The sequence below is a fragment of the Flammeovirga pacifica genome (assembly GCF_000807855.2).
Taxonomy (GTDB): Bacteria; Bacteroidota; Bacteroidia; order Cytophagales; family Flammeovirgaceae; genus Flammeovirga; species Flammeovirga pacifica.
The window spans coordinates 878554-894767 of record NZ_JRYR02000002.1; the positions used below are offsets into that span (position 1 = coordinate 878554).

General features: G+C 30.8%; 12 protein-coding genes. 3 read left to right on the top strand and 9 right to left on the bottom strand.

The genetic code is table 11. The features are described from left to right. Nucleotides 1-98: 98 nt before the first annotated feature. From NH26_RS22510 to NH26_RS22530, 5 genes are read right to left on the bottom strand one after another with little or no spacing between them, the layout of a single operon-like run. Nucleotides 99-1223: an NAD(P)/FAD-dependent oxidoreductase gene (locus NH26_RS22510; RefSeq protein ID WP_044220574.1), complete on the bottom strand. Its 1125-nt coding sequence runs from the start codon at nt 1221-1223 to the stop codon at nt 99-101. Continuing rightward, nucleotides 1216-1929 (bottom strand): methyltransferase domain-containing protein, encoded by a 714-nt coding sequence (locus tag NH26_RS22515; protein WP_044220571.1) that lies wholly within the window; start codon nt 1927-1929, stop codon nt 1216-1218. Before NH26_RS22515 ends, NH26_RS22510 begins: the two co-directional genes overlap by 8 nt. A 4-nt stretch (nt 1930-1933) precedes the next feature. After that, on the bottom strand, nt 1934-2983 hold the full coding sequence (locus NH26_RS22520) for a type III polyketide synthase (protein WP_044220568.1): 1050 nt from the start codon (nt 2981-2983) through the stop codon (nt 1934-1936). A gap of 49 nt (nt 2984-3032) precedes the next feature. Next, entirely contained in the window at nt 3033-3917 is an 885-nt protein-coding gene (locus NH26_RS22525) for a UbiA family prenyltransferase (RefSeq protein WP_044220565.1), read from the bottom strand. Nucleotides 3918-3965: 48 nt separating this feature from the next. Continuing rightward, entirely contained in the window at nt 3966-4307 is a 342-nt protein-coding gene (locus NH26_RS22530; protein ID WP_044220562.1) for a hypothetical protein, read from the bottom strand. A 403-nt stretch (nt 4308-4710) separates the two neighbouring features. Between NH26_RS22530 and NH26_RS22535 the strand changes: the two genes are divergently transcribed. Both NH26_RS22535 and NH26_RS22540 read left to right on the top strand, forming a co-directional pair. After that, on the top strand, nt 4711-6378 hold the full coding sequence (locus NH26_RS22535) for a hypothetical protein (RefSeq protein ID WP_044220559.1): 1668 nt from the start codon (nt 4711-4713) through the stop codon (nt 6376-6378). 4 nt (nt 6379-6382) lie between these two features. Next, nucleotides 6383-7729 carry a DUF5723 family protein gene (locus NH26_RS22540; protein WP_139263245.1) on the top strand — a complete coding sequence of 449 codons (1347 nt, stop codon included), beginning with the start codon at nt 6383-6385 and terminating at the stop codon, nt 7727-7729. A 365-nt stretch (nt 7730-8094) separates the two neighbouring features. On the opposite strand, the gene NH26_RS22545 is transcribed toward NH26_RS22540, so the two are convergent. The 4 genes from NH26_RS22545 to NH26_RS22560 all read right to left on the bottom strand — a co-directional run bounded on the left by NH26_RS22545 (nt 8095) and on the right by NH26_RS22560 (nt 13470). Then, complete coding sequence (locus tag NH26_RS22545) at nt 8095-9102, bottom strand: helix-turn-helix transcriptional regulator (RefSeq protein WP_044220553.1); 1008 nt, start codon at nt 9100-9102, stop codon at nt 8095-8097. A gap of 103 nt (nt 9103-9205) precedes the next feature. Continuing rightward, a complete protein-coding gene (locus NH26_RS22550; RefSeq protein ID WP_052431873.1) occupies nt 9206-10984 on the bottom strand; it encodes a sensor histidine kinase in 1779 nt (592 codons plus the stop codon). Nucleotides 10985-11014: 30 nt separating this feature from the next. Continuing rightward, nucleotides 11015-12844 (bottom strand): hypothetical protein, encoded by a 1830-nt coding sequence (locus NH26_RS22555; protein ID WP_044220550.1) that lies wholly within the window; start codon nt 12842-12844, stop codon nt 11015-11017. Between the two features lie 11 nt (nt 12845-12855). Beyond that, nucleotides 12856-13470, bottom strand: a complete 615-nt coding sequence (locus tag NH26_RS22560) for a response regulator transcription factor (protein WP_044220547.1) — start codon at nt 13468-13470, stop codon at nt 12856-12858. Between the two features lie 110 nt (nt 13471-13580). Between NH26_RS22560 and hrpB the strand changes: the two genes are divergently transcribed. After that, entirely contained in the window at nt 13581-16073 is a 2493-nt protein-coding gene (hrpB, locus tag NH26_RS22565; RefSeq protein WP_044220545.1) for an ATP-dependent helicase HrpB, read from the top strand. The last annotated feature ends 141 nt before the right edge of the window (nt 16074-16214 follow it).

Genomic DNA, 16214 nt, shown 5'->3' on the forward strand with positions numbered 1-16214 from the left:
ATATCAATAAAAAAACCTTATTCAACTATAGTAAGTTCAATAAGGTCTTATCATCCTAAATAAATAGTATAATGATGTTAGATTAATACAATAAGGTCTTAAAAAAACTCTCCATGAGTTGACTTGATGAGACGATTTGTAAGATGAGGCGTTTTATTCAATAAACTAATCAATAGTGAAGTGGTATGTTCTCCTCCAAATAAACGCTGTATGTTACGACCAACAAATAAACGTTTCCCAAAGGTTTTTTTCCAAATCGATTTATAGTCTGTTACGAGTTCATCCCATGTCATTTCTTCGTTTAGATAAAGCATTAATAAATCACTAATCAATACAGAAGAATGCAAAGACATACTCATTCCGTTACCACATAATGGTGCAATTAACCCGGCCGCATCACCAATTAAAGGAATTTCAGATTCGATAGTATTTTTATTAGAAAAATCGATTTTAGCAATACTTATGGGCTTATCCCATAAACGATCATAGGATAAGTATTTCTTTAGAAATGGGTTTTGAGATAAATAAGCACTTTCCATTTCTTTTAGTGTCCTAACCTTCTTAAGGTTTTCACCTCTAGAAAGGTAACACATACAAATCTTGTCTTCTTCCACTTTAGATAAACCACAATATCCGCCACTAAAATTATGCAACTCAATTAAATCATTAGGAAAATCTCCTTTAAGATGGTATTTCACACCTACAAAATTCTTTAAGCGATTTTTAATAACACCTGTATTTAGGTAATCTCTATTGAAAAATTTATCTAATGAAGAGCGTTTTCCAAAAGCTCCAACCACTGCTTTACCTTTAATGTTTCCAGAAGTACTGTGTACCTCCCATCCTAAATTTGATTGGTATACTGCATTTACTTTACAACTTGTGATTACATTCACTCCTACCTTTTTTGCTTCTTCGTATAAGAGATGATCAAGTAAGAACCTAGAAATACCTCTACCACCTTGGGGCATTTCAGTTTCTAAGACATTACCGCTATTACTTGTTACTTTTAATTTATTTATTGATGGTAATTGTAACTCATCAGGGTCTATACCACAAGATTTTAAAAATGGCCACGCTTCATGGCTAATATATTCTCCACAAACCCTATGAAAAGGATAAGATTTTTGTTCTAATAAAGTGCAATTAATACCTTGTTTTTGTAATCGAATACCCAAAGCCAATCCTCCTAAACCACCTCCAATTATTATTACATCAATCATTATTTTTACCGTTAAAAGTGAGTAACCATCGAAAAGCCCAAAACCAAGTTAAACGATGTTTCGTAATATTGGCTTCTTTAAGGTAACGTGAAAAATCATTTCTCTTAAAACTTCTTGCAACAGATAAAGGGGCGTCATTTTTTACTAAATAACTTTTGGAAATAAGCTTTGTTAGCCATTGTATACTATAATAAGCTAATGGATGTCTATGTAAATCGTTTACTACTGCCCCTATCTTAGCATGAGTATGCATCCATTGGAAAAGGTTCACTAAATCATGGTTGGTAAGGTGATGACAAAAAAGGCTACTAACAACAATATCAAATTCTAATTCTTGATCGATCAAATCTCTATAATCAGAAAGAATAAATGTGATATCATACTTTTTACAGTTCTCTGAGGCATAGTCAATACAATCCTTTTTTAAATCGACACCATACAATTTAAGATTATACTTTTTTGAAAGCTTTCGATGTATCACTTTTAAAGTATCTCCCCCTCCAGAACCTATATCTAAAATTTTGATTTCTTTATTTGGAGGTACGTCCTTTAATAAACGTTCGATACCCTTGATCATAACATTGTATCCGCCTAACAATGAGTTTATGGTATGTAACTCTTTTAAATTTTGATATAAGTCTTTTGTAGGTATGTTTGGAGCATCTAAAAGTTCTAATTGATTTGTTCTATTCTTAAAGGAAATCATAATACTATGCTCGTGATAAAGTCATTGCTTCTAAAGTTAATCCAGGACCGAACCCTGCCGCGAAAATAGGTTTACTTTCTTTGATCTGACTTATTTTTTTAAGTACAAAAAGTATGGATACTGAAGACATATTTCCATTTTCTCTCAATACTTCAAAAGATGGTTTTAGGTCTTCTTCATCAATTTCAAGCGCTTTTACAATACTACTTAGTATTCTCACTCCACCTGGATGAAAAGCCCAACGCATCTCTTCTTTATTTAGATTTTGATACGATAACACATCATCTAATAAACTTTTAATATCTTTTTCAATCAGCTTCGGAACATATGTACTCAATCTCATTTGAAAACCTGTACTTGATAAATCCCAAGCCATTTCTTCTTTTCCTTGAAAAGATAATCTAGATGCAAAATTAGTGATTGAATATAAGCTCTCTTGTTTTTTTTCTGAAGATAAAAGTACTGCTGATGCACCATCCGCAAATAAGGTATTGGCTAATAGGTTGTCATCATCTGTCTTATTTTGAAAGTGTAATGAACATAATTCTATATCGACAATAAGCACTTTTGCATTCGGCGTTGATTTACAAATTTGATCGGCAATTCTCAAGGCATGAAATGCAGCATAACACCCCATAAAGTTAACGGTTGTTCTAACTGTTTGATGAGATAATTCTAAATGCTGAATAAGATCTATATCTATACCTGGAGCAGATAAACCTGTACATGAAACGGTAATAATATGTGTAATTTCTTTTCTATCAATATCTACCAAACAATTATTGGCGGCCTCTATTCCTAATGCTAGCCCCTCTTTTTTAAAGATATTGATCCTTTCTTCTAAAGTGGGTGGAATATCTTTTTTAAAAAACCCGACAAAATCATTAATTACAGATTTACGTTTGTCAATACCTGATTTATGATAAATCATATGCATCAATCTTCTTTCTCTCTCTGTTGAGAATTGATAGACATTTTGCATATGTTCTTCCAATTCTGTTTGAGCAAAAACGTTTTTAGGAGATGCAGTAGTTATTCTATGTATGTAAGTCATGTAATGATGTTGTAAAAGATTAGTTTTTTATCAAATTACAATAAATAAACTAAAAAATGCTAGTATGGTTTTGCAGTGCGTAAATAAAGTAACATGTGTTCATACAAAAAGCCGATAAATTATTCATAATCATCATGTTTTTAAAATTGGCTTGCGTATCATCTTTCCATGTTCTCAACATCCACATATTAAACCACAGGAAGAGAGGAATTAAACATGCTAAAAAAATTAGAAAACTACCGTGAAATAACACTTCAAAATAATAATACAAACACACTCCAGCAAGTGAAAACATAATCATAGCGAAAACAAATGTTCCTTTTAAGCCAAGTAACAGGCTTAAGGTAAAATCTCCACTTTCTTTATCTTGCTTGTGCTGATAAATTTGAGATAATGGATAAGCACCACCAATCATGAGTGAACTACCGAGTGCCGCTAAAGGTAAATCTGTATTAAAAAAAGGGATATTACTAGCATCGACACTTATGTATACCATCCAAAACGTCCAAAACCCTTGAAAAACAAATACGGTTAAGAAGCTTATGATAGGATATTTTTTTAATCTCACCCCTTTATAGCTGTAGAGTCTTGACATTGCTATATAGACTGCTACCAATAAACAAAATAAAGGGCTAATTACAACATAAGATAATATCAATGCTAGCATATCCATTCCTAATACAGTTTGAAATAACAGTTTCGACGGTAAAGGTGGATGTTCTAATCCTCCTATACTTTCTGTGTCTTTGTCCTCATAACTGTTATAACCATTTGAGGCAGGATAAACTAATAAATGCAAAATGAGAAATGAGAATAATGCCTTCGTAAAATTTATTACAGGAGTTTGACTCAAACTAAAGATAAAAATTGGCATTAGATAAATTGAAAATGGTATTCTTAATAATAGAATGGTTTCTTTAAATACTCTATTCATGCATTTTAAATTATCAATTCTGGGTTATAGTTTTCTGCTTAAAATAGTTTACTGACTACTTACCATATTACAGGTGGTAGTAAAATTCCAACCACGATTCTTGGCCAATGTTTCCATGTTTCTACGATAGTCATCGTCGAAATGGCATACATTTACAAGTGGGGTGCTTCTTTTGAAGCCAAATTCCGATAAATTAGAGATCAAATGACAACGGTCGATAAAAGAAAATGGTTTATCCAATTTTAAGGTATCGATTATTAATTTGTCATATTTTTCGTTCGCTAACATAACTGCAGCATTTGAGAAAGCTTCACACAATTGAGTAAGATTGTACGGTTCTAGAAGTTCTAAATGTAAGTTTTTACTCTTTTGTTTTAGTAGGTAAGCCATAGATAGTTTTTAAGATAATTAATGGTGTAAGTTTCTATTTTTAGTATAGCAATGTTCTTGTAATTTGTGACTAATCTTTTTAAAAAACAAATTTTTTTTATAAAAAAAGGAGACCATTATATTGGTCTCCTTCTTGTAATTTTTCTAAAAAAGAAAGTTAAATAGAAAAGGGTAAAGAATTTATATATTTTAATATAAATTTTTCTTGTTTTAGTATGTACAAATTTAGTTTTTAGGATTTTGCTTTCTACTACCCCTTGGGGTAGTTTTTTTTCAAATGATTAGTATTATGTAATAAATTTCACTTTACTTTACACTTTTATGCTACTTATTATTAATTTTAACATATAATTATGATAAATACTCATATCTATTTTTTTGTTTTTCAATTTTCGAATATAAAATGACTTATAAACAATCTAACTTTACTAAAAGTCTTTTTTTATCTATTGTTCCAATTTTTTTAACCTTTTCTTGTAACACAGATATTAATTTAGACGATTTAGAAACCGCCCCTATTGACGACTTCCATATTGGCTTACCTCTTGTAAAAGGGAAGGTTAAATTCTTAGACTTTCTATCTGAAGATCAAAAAGACGATATCAATGTAGATGAAGATAACAATATATATTTTGAATTTTCTCAAGATGTTGAAATTGCCAGTACATCTCAAATTGTAACCGCTTTTGGTGGCTCATCTCCAGAATCTTTTTTCAAAGTAAATTTTGACAAAAATTTCTCAAGTGATGTACTTATACCTTCTACTGGGATAAACTTCGAAATTGTAAAAAATATTTCAGATTGCTCAAGTATTAACTGCTTACCTATCTCTAATGAAATTGGAGATGTAACAAAATTAAAATTTTCTAAAGGAGCACTAGAAGTTCACTTTAAAGGAAACGTTGGTGGATATCTATCATTGAGTTTAAGTGCTACTGGTATTGATGGTGATGAGACTATTACTAGCAAGTCATACGTACAAGATCCCTCAAAATTTGAAGTTGCTACACTTCCATTAGTTGATATTTGGATTAATAATGAAAATAAACCAGAGTTAACTATTCAATATTTTGATGTAAATAGCACTCCTCAAGAAGCTTATATCAACGAAATTGATATGAGTGATGATAATGAAATTGATGAATTAGAAATTTTCTTTAAAGATGGTAAAACTGCTGATCCTGTAACAATACCTTACGAAGAGATTCAATTAGATTTTCTAAGTGATATTTTTGATGAAAATGTGGAAATCAAATTTAAAGAGACTGAAATCTCATTAAATTTAGAGAATCCAATTGGTGCTACAGGCATTGTTGATATGACAGATAATGCAAAAACAGTTAATAGTGACGGAAGTGAAATGATGTTATTTTTTAATGATGATGCTGGAAAAACACAAATACTTAACATTGAAGCTGCTTCTGGGTTTAACACATCATACGCTCTTTATAAAAAAGTATACCAATCAGATCAGCTTTTAAGTGCTAGACCAACAAAAGCTACATTTACTGGAAAAGTACATTATGTAGTTCCTCCGGGACAGAGTTGTCAGTTTTCACACGATGATAAAGTTGTTGCAACCATAAAAGGAAAGGCACCACTATATATTGGTTTCGATAATTATATAAGCACAAATAAAACAGACGTAAATCTTGATGCTGGAATTAATATTATTGAATTAAAATCTGCTGAGCTAAGAACAGAAATGAATAATGAAATTCCTATTGGTGGAGAATTTATCATTCATGTATTAGACGAAGATGATAATATTAGTGCTACCATTAATGTTGATGGTAATGATAATAAAAAATCAATTTTAGCTGCCACCACAGATAGTGATGGAGAAAACGCTCAATATACACCTAATTATTTAACTACTATGTTGAATATGGAACAAGTAGATGCTTTACTTAAAGCTACTGCTGTTGAGATCTCTTTTGTAATGAAAGCAGATGGTAATCCAGATACTTCTGAACTTGAACCTGTAAGGATCACTTACAATCAAGAATTAGAAATCATCTCAGGTATTTACATTAATGCTTCTATTAACGGTACAAATAGCTCAAAATAGTCAAATGAAAAAATATTTATATATACTCCCTTTTATCTTTTTGTGCGTTAATTCATACGCTCAACAAGTAAATACATTATTCTTTCAAGAAAATGTAGCACAAGCTCAACAGCTCAACCCTGCTAGATCTATTGATTCTAAATGGGTAGTAAGTATTCCTATTACAAATATTAGTCTGAGTGCCACTAATGAATTTTCATTAAGTGATATTTATTATGAAAAAAATGGTCAAGGATATATTGATCAAAACGCTTTAAGTAATATTTTATCTCCCAAAAATAATGTTCAATTAAGTAGTTTGTCTTCTGAAATTATAGGGTTATATCATCAAACTGATAATTTCGGATTTCGTGTTAGTTTAAACTATGGTTTGTTTCAGAAAACTGTATATAATGACAATCTATTTAAATTACTTACCAAAGGGCCTGCGGCACCAGGCGTTCTTGGTGAAACACAATATGTATCTGCTATTATGGATGTTATGGGATATGTTTCTCTTAATTTAGGTACCAATTTTAAAGTAAATGAGAAATTATCTTTAGGTGCTACAATAAAGTTACTATCTGGTAAACAACAGTTAAAAGCAAAAGCAGAGGCCTCTTTTGTTCAAAAAGACAATACAAGTTTTGATACTGAAGTAGATGGACGTTTTACTCTTTCTGGTAATGGATTAGGAAAATTTATTGATACTGATAACAACTTTTCAGTGAATGAAGACGACATGGTTGAATCTACAACAAGTTTTTCTAATTATGGTGCTGCAATAGATTTGGGTGCAATTTATCAAATTAATGATCAATGGAAAGTAGAAGCTTCTGTTTTGAATTTAGGGGCTATTAAATGGTCTGCTGATGATCAAGTAAATTACGATTCTGATTTGGGTAATTATAATTTTGATGGTTTAAATATCCAAGACGTTTTACTAGGAAATTCAATTGAATCGCCTTACCCTACATTCGACACACTTAGTTTCAAGGAATATGAAGGAAAAAGTACCGAGATGACTGTTTTACCATGGTCTTTTAACATTGGAACATCATATAATTTAACTAAAAACACCACTTTAGGGGCTTTATATTCTCAAACAAATTATGAAGAATTAATATTACCTTCGTTTACATTGCATGCCCAACAAAAACTAGGAAAAGTATTTGGAATTGGATTAAGTTATACTGCAGACAAACAAAGCTTGGCTCACCTTGGTGGGATGGTATCTGTAGGGTTTCCTGGTTTCCAAATGTATTTCATAACAGACAATCTTATCACCGGAGCATTTGATGTAGAAGGTACAAAGACGGCAAATATGAGATTTGGTGCCAATCTTAATTTCGGTAGTTCAAAAAAATACTAATTTATTGAAGAGACTCTAATCTTTATATGAAAGAAAAATGATTAGTGTTTTTTATAAAAAAAGGTTGTCTCATTCAATATTGAGACAACCTTTTCTTTAACATCAAAGTAAATTTCTAGAAACTAGAGGTATTACTTCACAGTAATCATTATCAATTTATCAAAACATCATTATTCTTATCTTTGTTAGTGGTGACACATTTTAAAAATGTGCCACCTTTTTTTGGGGTTATAATATCATCTTTGTAAACTTAACTTCCTGTCAAGCTACAATTAATAAAACGCTGTTATTCACCTCTTTGATTTCCTAATTAGTCCTCAGTACTTCCCAATTAGTTCCATTTATTAAATGGATGAAATTAGTAGCTATAATTGATACGCTTCATACAATTTTTTCACCCTTTCATTCATTTGGTTTCTAAACGATTTTGGAGAAAGAACTGTAAGAGCATCACCAAATGAAAATAATTGAGTTTCTAATTCTTTATTTGGAATGACATCGATAGAGAAAACGGTACCTTTTTCATTCGTGTATTTTTCTTTCTGCGTACCATGTATAGGTTTAGTTCTCACATAATCCGCTCTTTCATTAATAACACAGAATTCTATTAGTTGAGACTCTTCATTCGTTCTAGTTACCCCAACAATATCATAAAAGTAATCCAAGAAGTTTACATCAACATTCGGTATGTAGGTTTGATCTACCTCCTTTACATGTCTCATTCTATCAAGTGGCAGTGTAGTTAATGAACTAAATCGTTCATCCTTTCCTAACAGAAACCATCTATTATTGTATTGCTTTAGATAATAAGGATGCAAGACAAAACATTTCGTTTCAGTTGATCCAAATGGTGTATATTCAATTTCAATCACTCTTTTATTGGTGACTGCATCAAATAATTTTTCTAAGAAAATAATTCCTGTGTAATCACTGTTATTATCAAAACTAATCACTTGATCTTGATCCTCCATTGAAAAAGTAGACGATAGTTTTGTTTTTAATTCCCTCACCCATTCAAATTGAGGCATACCTTCAAAACGTCCTAATACTGTTAATGCAGATTTAAGTTGACTTGCTTCTTTTTCATTAATTGGCTGATTTGAAATGGAAAACTTAGTATTCGAATACCTGTAGTATGTTCTTCTCCCCTCCTTGTTTCTATCTAACTCAATTCCATAACCCGCCTCTGATTCCATAAATTTAATATCATCAAAAACTTGTCTTTTTCTAATACCAGATGTATTTGGGTCTAATTCACTAAGAGACTTATTGCATTCTATTATAAGATCATCGATAAAATACATTCTTCCAGTATTTCTAAAACATCTATCTAAGGTATTGTATCTAATTTGTGCGTTTTTATTAATTGGCATATTTTAATTATTATCTAGTCATTGAAGTAATCAATTATTGAACACTACAAATAAAAAACAATATAATGCACTCTTTCTGCACAGCAGAATTTCTTAGAATATTTTATAACAATAAATCAGAAATAACTATTGTAGTTCCTCCATTATTTGAATTGATTGATAAATTACCTCCCATCTCTTTTACTCTATATTGGATATTTTTGATCCCCATTCCCTTTAAAGATTTACTAACTTTAAATCCTTTTCCATTATCGTTATAATGAAAGTATAATGTATTCTTTTTAGTGTCAATCACAAAAGCCAAAATAGTTAAAGTTGATTCACTATGCTTTAGAGCATTATTCATCAGTTCTTGGGTAATTCTATATAAATGATTAATCATCTCTTTTGACACAAGATCAAATTCATCTCCATCAAACTGGATAAAACAATTCATTTTATCTGAATGGAATTTTTCAACTAAATTCAGAAACAAGGTTTTATTCGATACCTTATTGTCAAATTCTTCTAGCAACCCTAGTTTTAATTCTTCTACGTTTCGAGCCGTATTAATTAATATATTTTTAATTGCATCAACCTTTAAATTTTGTGTTTTGTTTACTAATGATAGATTCCCTCCAACAAAATCGTGTAATTCTCTCCCTATTCTAATCCTCTCTTTTTCTTGTCCTAAGATCACCTCATTAGAATATTTTTGTAATAGCTGATGTTCTTCTACTTCCAATTGAGAACGTTTATTATGGATATTAATAGTATAATATAGTAACAATAGAAAGCAACAGGCCGTATTAGTAATCACCAATAAATAAATGTTTGTTTGCTGTGTAAAAGTAGAAGTAGAATATTCTTTTAGTACAAACATTTGTCCAACCAATAATATTAAATTAATACAGTTGATTAATAGTGATATCCCTGCAATATCTTTCTTTTTCAGATAAGCCGAATAATTAAAATATAAATTTAAACACAATACGATGATGTAACTTAAACCTAAAAAAACCAAGAAGAATCTGTTTGTATATTGAGTGAAAATTCCTGATATAAAAACAAACATCGATGCTAAAAAAAAAGTATGAGCTGTATTTGTTAAACCACTTAAGTTTTTGTGTAATGTTTTTCTATTATTAATGCCTTTATAATAAAACAATACGTAGGACAAAATAAATATATGCATACAACACAATTGAAATAAACGTATATATGATTCGTTCTGATTACCCACCAACTGTACTATAAATCCATATTCTGCTTCTACTAAAAAGAAGGAAGAAAGTGTATTTAAAATATAATATCTAAATACATTAAACCTGGTAATAACACCTATAAGAACAGCGAAAACTAAAAAGCAAAAAATAATTATCCTTGCAAAAATCTGAAATAAATGAGTATCGTTGTGCAACTTAGAATACATGTTTCCAGTCAAAAGCTCTAATCTTGTATAGGTAGGAAATCCTTTAGAACGTACTTTAAAAAATATATTTTTCTTTTCACCCTTGGCTAAAAAAATCAATTGTTTTAACCCTCCATTTTCAAAATTATCTAACTGATTATAACGGCTTAAATCATAAAAGTTATATTCTGAGAATTGGTTAGAAACTTCATAAACAATCAGTTTATCAAATAATACATTATCTAGATATAAAAGACATTCTCCTTCCCATTCAGAAGTTACAGATAATTTATACCACTCTACCTCATTAAATCCATCATGATAAATTGTATTAGATATAGACTTCCAATGTTCCTGTTCTAAAACAGCACTGTGAATATTTAATTTGACATTGCCTTCATATTTATAAAAATCAGTTTTAACATCATGCTTAAAACTTTGTTCTTTAGTAGGCGTAATCAATAAAAGCATATGAAAAATTACTACTAACATATCTTTCACTAGGACTATATCACTTAACTGTTAAATTAGAGCATCTTTTTCTTGTTGACCACTCAAGTCTATACCAGTTAGGTTTAAAAAATAATTTTGACTTTTTATATCTTCAGAGAATTGACCATCAATTGCTATAATTCTATAACGAATTGCTTTTGATAAGAAAGCAAAGATTTGTTCTGTATTTTCATTTGTACTACTCCATTCTATTGAGAAATCTCCTAACAGCTCCTCTTGAGTAAAATTAAAAAATAAACTTCCTGAACATTCTCTCTCTTCCAAATAAATTAAAATTTCTTGTATTAACCTATAAATATGTTGCTGTACAGTCACTTGTACATTTTCCCACTCTTTTAGGTGCATGAAACAGGAGATTTTTTCTGTATTATGTTTCATCAATAAATCAAGCATAATATCTTCAAATTCATCCTCTTCAAAATTTGGCAAGAGTAATTGATGACTTAAAGATCTCACAGCAAAGATTGTTTTTTCTAAGGTTTTAGTATCTAAATCATTATTGTTAGTATTGGTAAGTACTTTCAGGTTTTCTGATATATTTTTAGTGAGTTTATTCCCAATTTTTTCCCTTTCCTTCATTTCACCTTCTATCAATGCTGTGTTTGTTTTGTCTCTTATTTCATAAATTGATAATTGAATGCTTTTCCTTATTTGCTCATCCTTAATAAATTTATAGATGATTAAAATGATGAAAAATAAAATCTGTATCAGATTAATATAATAAGAAGCTGTACTCTCATTACTCATTCTTGATGATAAACCCAAAGAAGGACTTGAAATAAATATCCCTATAATTCCGTATAAAAAAGATTGTATAGTAAAGATCCCTATATTCCAAAAGTTGGGGGTTTTCAACATATTGAGGAGACAGAGTGTCATTGCTGTGAAAATAAAAAGTTGTCCAACTGATATATTATAAATTGTAAGAATTAAGGAGAAAACCTTTACATCTAGCCCTACAAAAGTATAAAAAGTAAGTAAAACAGCATTGATACTGGTTAATACTAAACTCACTATTATTATTTGTTTTTTGTATTTTAATGGAGGGTATATACTCATGTATAACAAAAGAGTAAACAATGTATAGGTATTATTTCCGATTAATCTAAAAACATATAATAAAGTCTCATTTGGAATATAATTATAGAATATAAGTGACTGTGTTTCTGTAAATAATGTCAGTCCAACAATATTCATAAAACAGAATAAAATAATATTTTTTCGAAGAACAATAAACATTAAAAAACACATCAATGCCTGAAAAGTCGTGATAGATTTCAGGATATTATTATTGTATTTTATTTCATTGCTCTGTTTACTTAGGAACTCTTTTTTTGTTATAAAAAAATTGGTCATTACTGTATTATCATCACCATCAATTCCTATCACCACTTTAGCTTTTCCCTTGGGTAAAGGTATTATATAACCTACATATGGTTCAAAATAATCTATGAATGAATGTATTTGATTAGTACCTAAATGATATTCTACTTCTGTGGTGTCTTGAATGATTTTGACATTTAATTTTCTAATCATTCCAAAATCAATATTCAAAAAATATTCTTCCTCTGATACATTAGAAAAATCAAAATAAAATAATTTTGGAGTAGACGCAGGACCTAGAAACACCTCTTTGAGTGGTTGTGCTGTAGCATCTTTATAAAGATAATGATCAAGGTTTAATTCATCGAAATCTATAGTAGTTACATCAAAGGCTTTCATTAGATCTGATACTTCTAATTGATCATCAAGTATTTCTTCATTAATTTCATTTGAAAAAACTAGAGAGATAAAGGTTAGTTGGAAGGCAATAGTGAGAAGAAGCTTAGTAAATTTCATACGATTTCGATCTAAACAAGTAAATTTTCTACAGCATATTTAATCAAGTCGGCCCTAGTGTCTATTTTTAATTTTGCTTTTATATTTTTAGTATGTGTTTTTACTGTTTCATGACTGATAAATAATTCATCTGAAATATCTTTCATACTTTTCCCATCAGCAATTAACTTGATAATTTGCTCTTCTCTAGGAGATACAAATGCTTTGGTATCTTCTCTAAGTTTCATAAAAGAATTGACTTTATGAGTAAAATATTGTCTACCATCCATAATTTCTAGAATAGCTTCTTGAAATGTAGACATTTCATCATCCTTTAAAATATAACCATCAATATTAAGTCTTTTTGCTTTTATCAGTATGGACGGTTTACTATGCATAGAAACTATTAGAAATTTACAATCAGTTGTAATTGCCTTAGCACGTTTAATAAACTCAAACCCTTTTATCTCGGGCATGTCCATATCTACTAAGATAATTTGATATTCATGGAGAGGTAATTCGGTTAAAGCATCTATTGGATTAAAACATACGGTCACCTCTGCATTTAATAGATTTTTTAGAATCTGTTCAATACCAGTACAAAATAACACATGATCGTCTACAATAAGTATTTTTAATTCGCTCATAATAATGCTTTATAGTTCAAAGATACTTCTTATTCTGATTATATAACATCACCATTTTGGGTGATTTTTAAGAGTATTCGTACCTTTGTCGCTTCATAAAATCTTATCAAGTGACATTTTCATATCAAAACACCTCACTTCCTGTAAAGGAAATTATTCCGGAAGTTCTTCAAAAACTTTCACATCAAAATACACTTATTCTAAAAGCTCCTCCGGGTGCCGGAAAAAGTACGCTTCTTCCTTTGGCATTATTAGAGGAAGAATGGCTTGGGAATCAAAAAATATTGATGTTAGAACCAAGACGTTTAGCGGCAAAATCTATTGCTGAAAGAATGTCTGATATGCTTGGTGAAAAGGTAGGAAATACCGTAGGTTATAGAGTCAGATTCGATACCAAAGTATCAGAAAACACTAAAATTGAAGTAGTCACTGAGGGTATTCTCACTCGTATGATACATCATGACAATACCCTTGAAAATATAGGGTTAGTAATATTTGATGAATTTCATGAAAGAAGTATTCATGCTGATGTGGCTATGGCGCTTTCACGAGAGGTACAGAAAGTGATCAGAGAAGATTTGAGAATTTTGGTAATGTCTGCAACCATGGATATGCCACAACTTTCTAGCATGTTAAATCATGCTCCTATATTAGAAAGTAAGGGTAAAATGTTTCCTGTGGATGTGAATTATGTTGGTGATATTGATAGGTATTTAATCCCAGAATTAACTGCTAAAACTGTCATTGATGCCTCAAAAAAACATGAAGGAGATATACTTTGTTTTTTACCCGGTCAAGGTGAGATCAAAAAGTGTGAGGAGATTTTGAGAGGAGCTTTAAAAGGTTTTATGATACACCCTCTCTATGGACAGCTCCCTTTTCATATACAGCAAAAAGCAATATTCCCTAATAAGGAAGGTAAACGAAAGGTGGTCTTGGCTACCAATATTGCCGAAACCAGTTTAACAATTGAAGGAATTAAAATTGTTGTTGATTCTGGCTTTACAAGAACACAAGTATTTGATGCCAACTCCGGTTTATCCAAACTCATCACTGAACAAATCTCCGAAGACGCTGCTGACCAAAGAAAAGGGCGTGCAGGTCGTCTATCTGAAGGGGTTTGTTATAGACTTTGGAGCAGTTCGACACATCATAAATTAGATAAGGAAAGAACTCCAGAAATCGAAAAAGCTGACCTTACAGCATTAGCTTTAGATATGGCAGAATGGGGCATTACCTCTCCAACATCTTTGGATTGGGTAACTCCACCGCCAAACGGTCATTTTTTACAGGCTGTTGAAACTTTAGAGCAATTAGAAGCTTTAGAAGAAGGAAAATTAACTGAACATGGTAAAGAGGTACACCAACTTCCTTGTCATCCTAGAATTGCCCATATGCTATTGTACGGTCAAGAAAATGATCTACTTGGCTTAGCCTGTGATTTAGCTGCAATTTTAGACGAGAGAGACCCCCTACCAAGAGAGGCTGGTATAGACATCAATCTTAGAATTGAAGCATTAAGAAGGTACCGCAGAGATGATGGTAAAAACAAGCGATTCACAAATATCGATAAAGTAGCCAATCAATATCGAAAACTATTTGATGCACCTATTGACAATTCTTCTGTGGATGATTTCGAAACCGGAGTTTTACTGGCTCACGCCTATCCGGAAAGAATTGCCTGTTCTAAACCTGGAAATAATGCACAGTTTCAATTAGCAAATGGTAAAATTGCCATGGCAGGTCATAAAGATGATCTAGCCTACGAACAATGGCTTGCTGTAGCACATATTGATGCAAGAGAAAACATGGGCAAGATTTTTATGGCTTCTCCATTAGATCCTAAAGATTTGGCCACTATGGTGAAGGAAAAGGAAGTGATTGAATGGGATACGGAAGACGGTGGATTAATTGCTTCAAAAGATTTAAGAATTGGTAATATTGTTCTTAAAAGTACCCCTATACAAAGTGTTTCTGAAGAGGCAAAATTAAATGCTATTACTGATGCTATTAAGAAAGAAGGTGAACGTTTGTTAGACTTTAATGAAGAAGTGCAGCAGTGGCAAGCAAGGGTGAGTTGTCTAAGAAAATGGAATCCAAAAGAAGGTTGGCCTGATTGTTCAACGTCTCATTTATTATTAAACAATAAAAAATGGTTGTCACCTTATTTAACTGATGTGAAAAAGCCACAAGATTTAAAGAAATTAAATCTAATGGATATTCTTCATCATAGTTTACCTTGGGAACAACAAGAAGAATTAGAACAACTTACACCCACAAGAATTAAAGTGCCTAGTGGAAGTAATATCAAAGTAAAATATTTAAGTAATGGAGACGCTCCAATTTTATCTGTACGTCTTCAAGAATGCTTTGGTCTATCTGAGACTCCATCTATCAATAAGGGAAAAAACAAAGTATTGATGCACTTATTATCTCCAGGTTTCAAACCTGTTCAGATCACTTCTGATCTTCATAGTTTTTGGAACAATACCTATTATGAGGTCAAAAAAGAATTAAAAAGAAGGTATCCTAAGCATGCTTGGCCAGATGAACCTTGGGAAGAAGAAGCTGTTAGAGGTGTAAAAAGGAAAAAGAAAGATTAAATCAGTCTGCAAATACAGAAAATAAATTAAGCTCAGAGTTTTAATTAAATTAAAAAATTTAGGTAAAATCACTCACAAAATTAAGAAGGTCTCTCCTACTATTTTGTGAGTGATTTTTGTTGATATATGTACTAAGATAAA

Coding starts and splice junctions, on each gene's coding strand:
- NH26_RS22510 (WP_044220574.1), bottom strand. CDS start 1,223: ATGATTGATGTAATAATAATTGGAGGTGGTTTAGGAGGATTGGCTTTG.
- NH26_RS22515 (WP_044220571.1), bottom strand. CDS start 1,929: ATGATTTCCTTTAAGAATAGAACAAATCAATTAGAACTTTTAGATGCT.
- NH26_RS22520 (WP_044220568.1), bottom strand. CDS start 2,983: ATGACTTACATACATAGAATAACTACTGCATCTCCTAAAAACGTTTTT.
- NH26_RS22525 (WP_044220565.1), bottom strand. CDS start 3,917: ATGAATAGAGTATTTAAAGAAACCATTCTATTATTAAGAATACCATTT.
- NH26_RS22530 (WP_044220562.1), bottom strand. CDS start 4,307: ATGGCTTACCTACTAAAACAAAAGAGTAAAAACTTACATTTAGAACTT.
- NH26_RS22535 (WP_044220559.1), top strand. CDS start 4,711: ATGACTTATAAACAATCTAACTTTACTAAAAGTCTTTTTTTATCTATT.
- NH26_RS22540 (WP_139263245.1), top strand. CDS start 6,383: ATGAAAAAATATTTATATATACTCCCTTTTATCTTTTTGTGCGTTAAT.
- NH26_RS22545 (WP_044220553.1), bottom strand. CDS start 9,102: ATGCCAATTAATAAAAACGCACAAATTAGATACAATACCTTAGATAGA.
- NH26_RS22550 (WP_052431873.1), bottom strand. CDS start 10,984: ATGTTAGTAGTAATTTTTCATATGCTTTTATTGATTACGCCTACTAAA.
- NH26_RS22555 (WP_044220550.1), bottom strand. CDS start 12,844: ATGAAATTTACTAAGCTTCTTCTCACTATTGCCTTCCAACTAACCTTT.
- NH26_RS22560 (WP_044220547.1), bottom strand. CDS start 13,470: ATGAGCGAATTAAAAATACTTATTGTAGACGATCATGTGTTATTTTGT.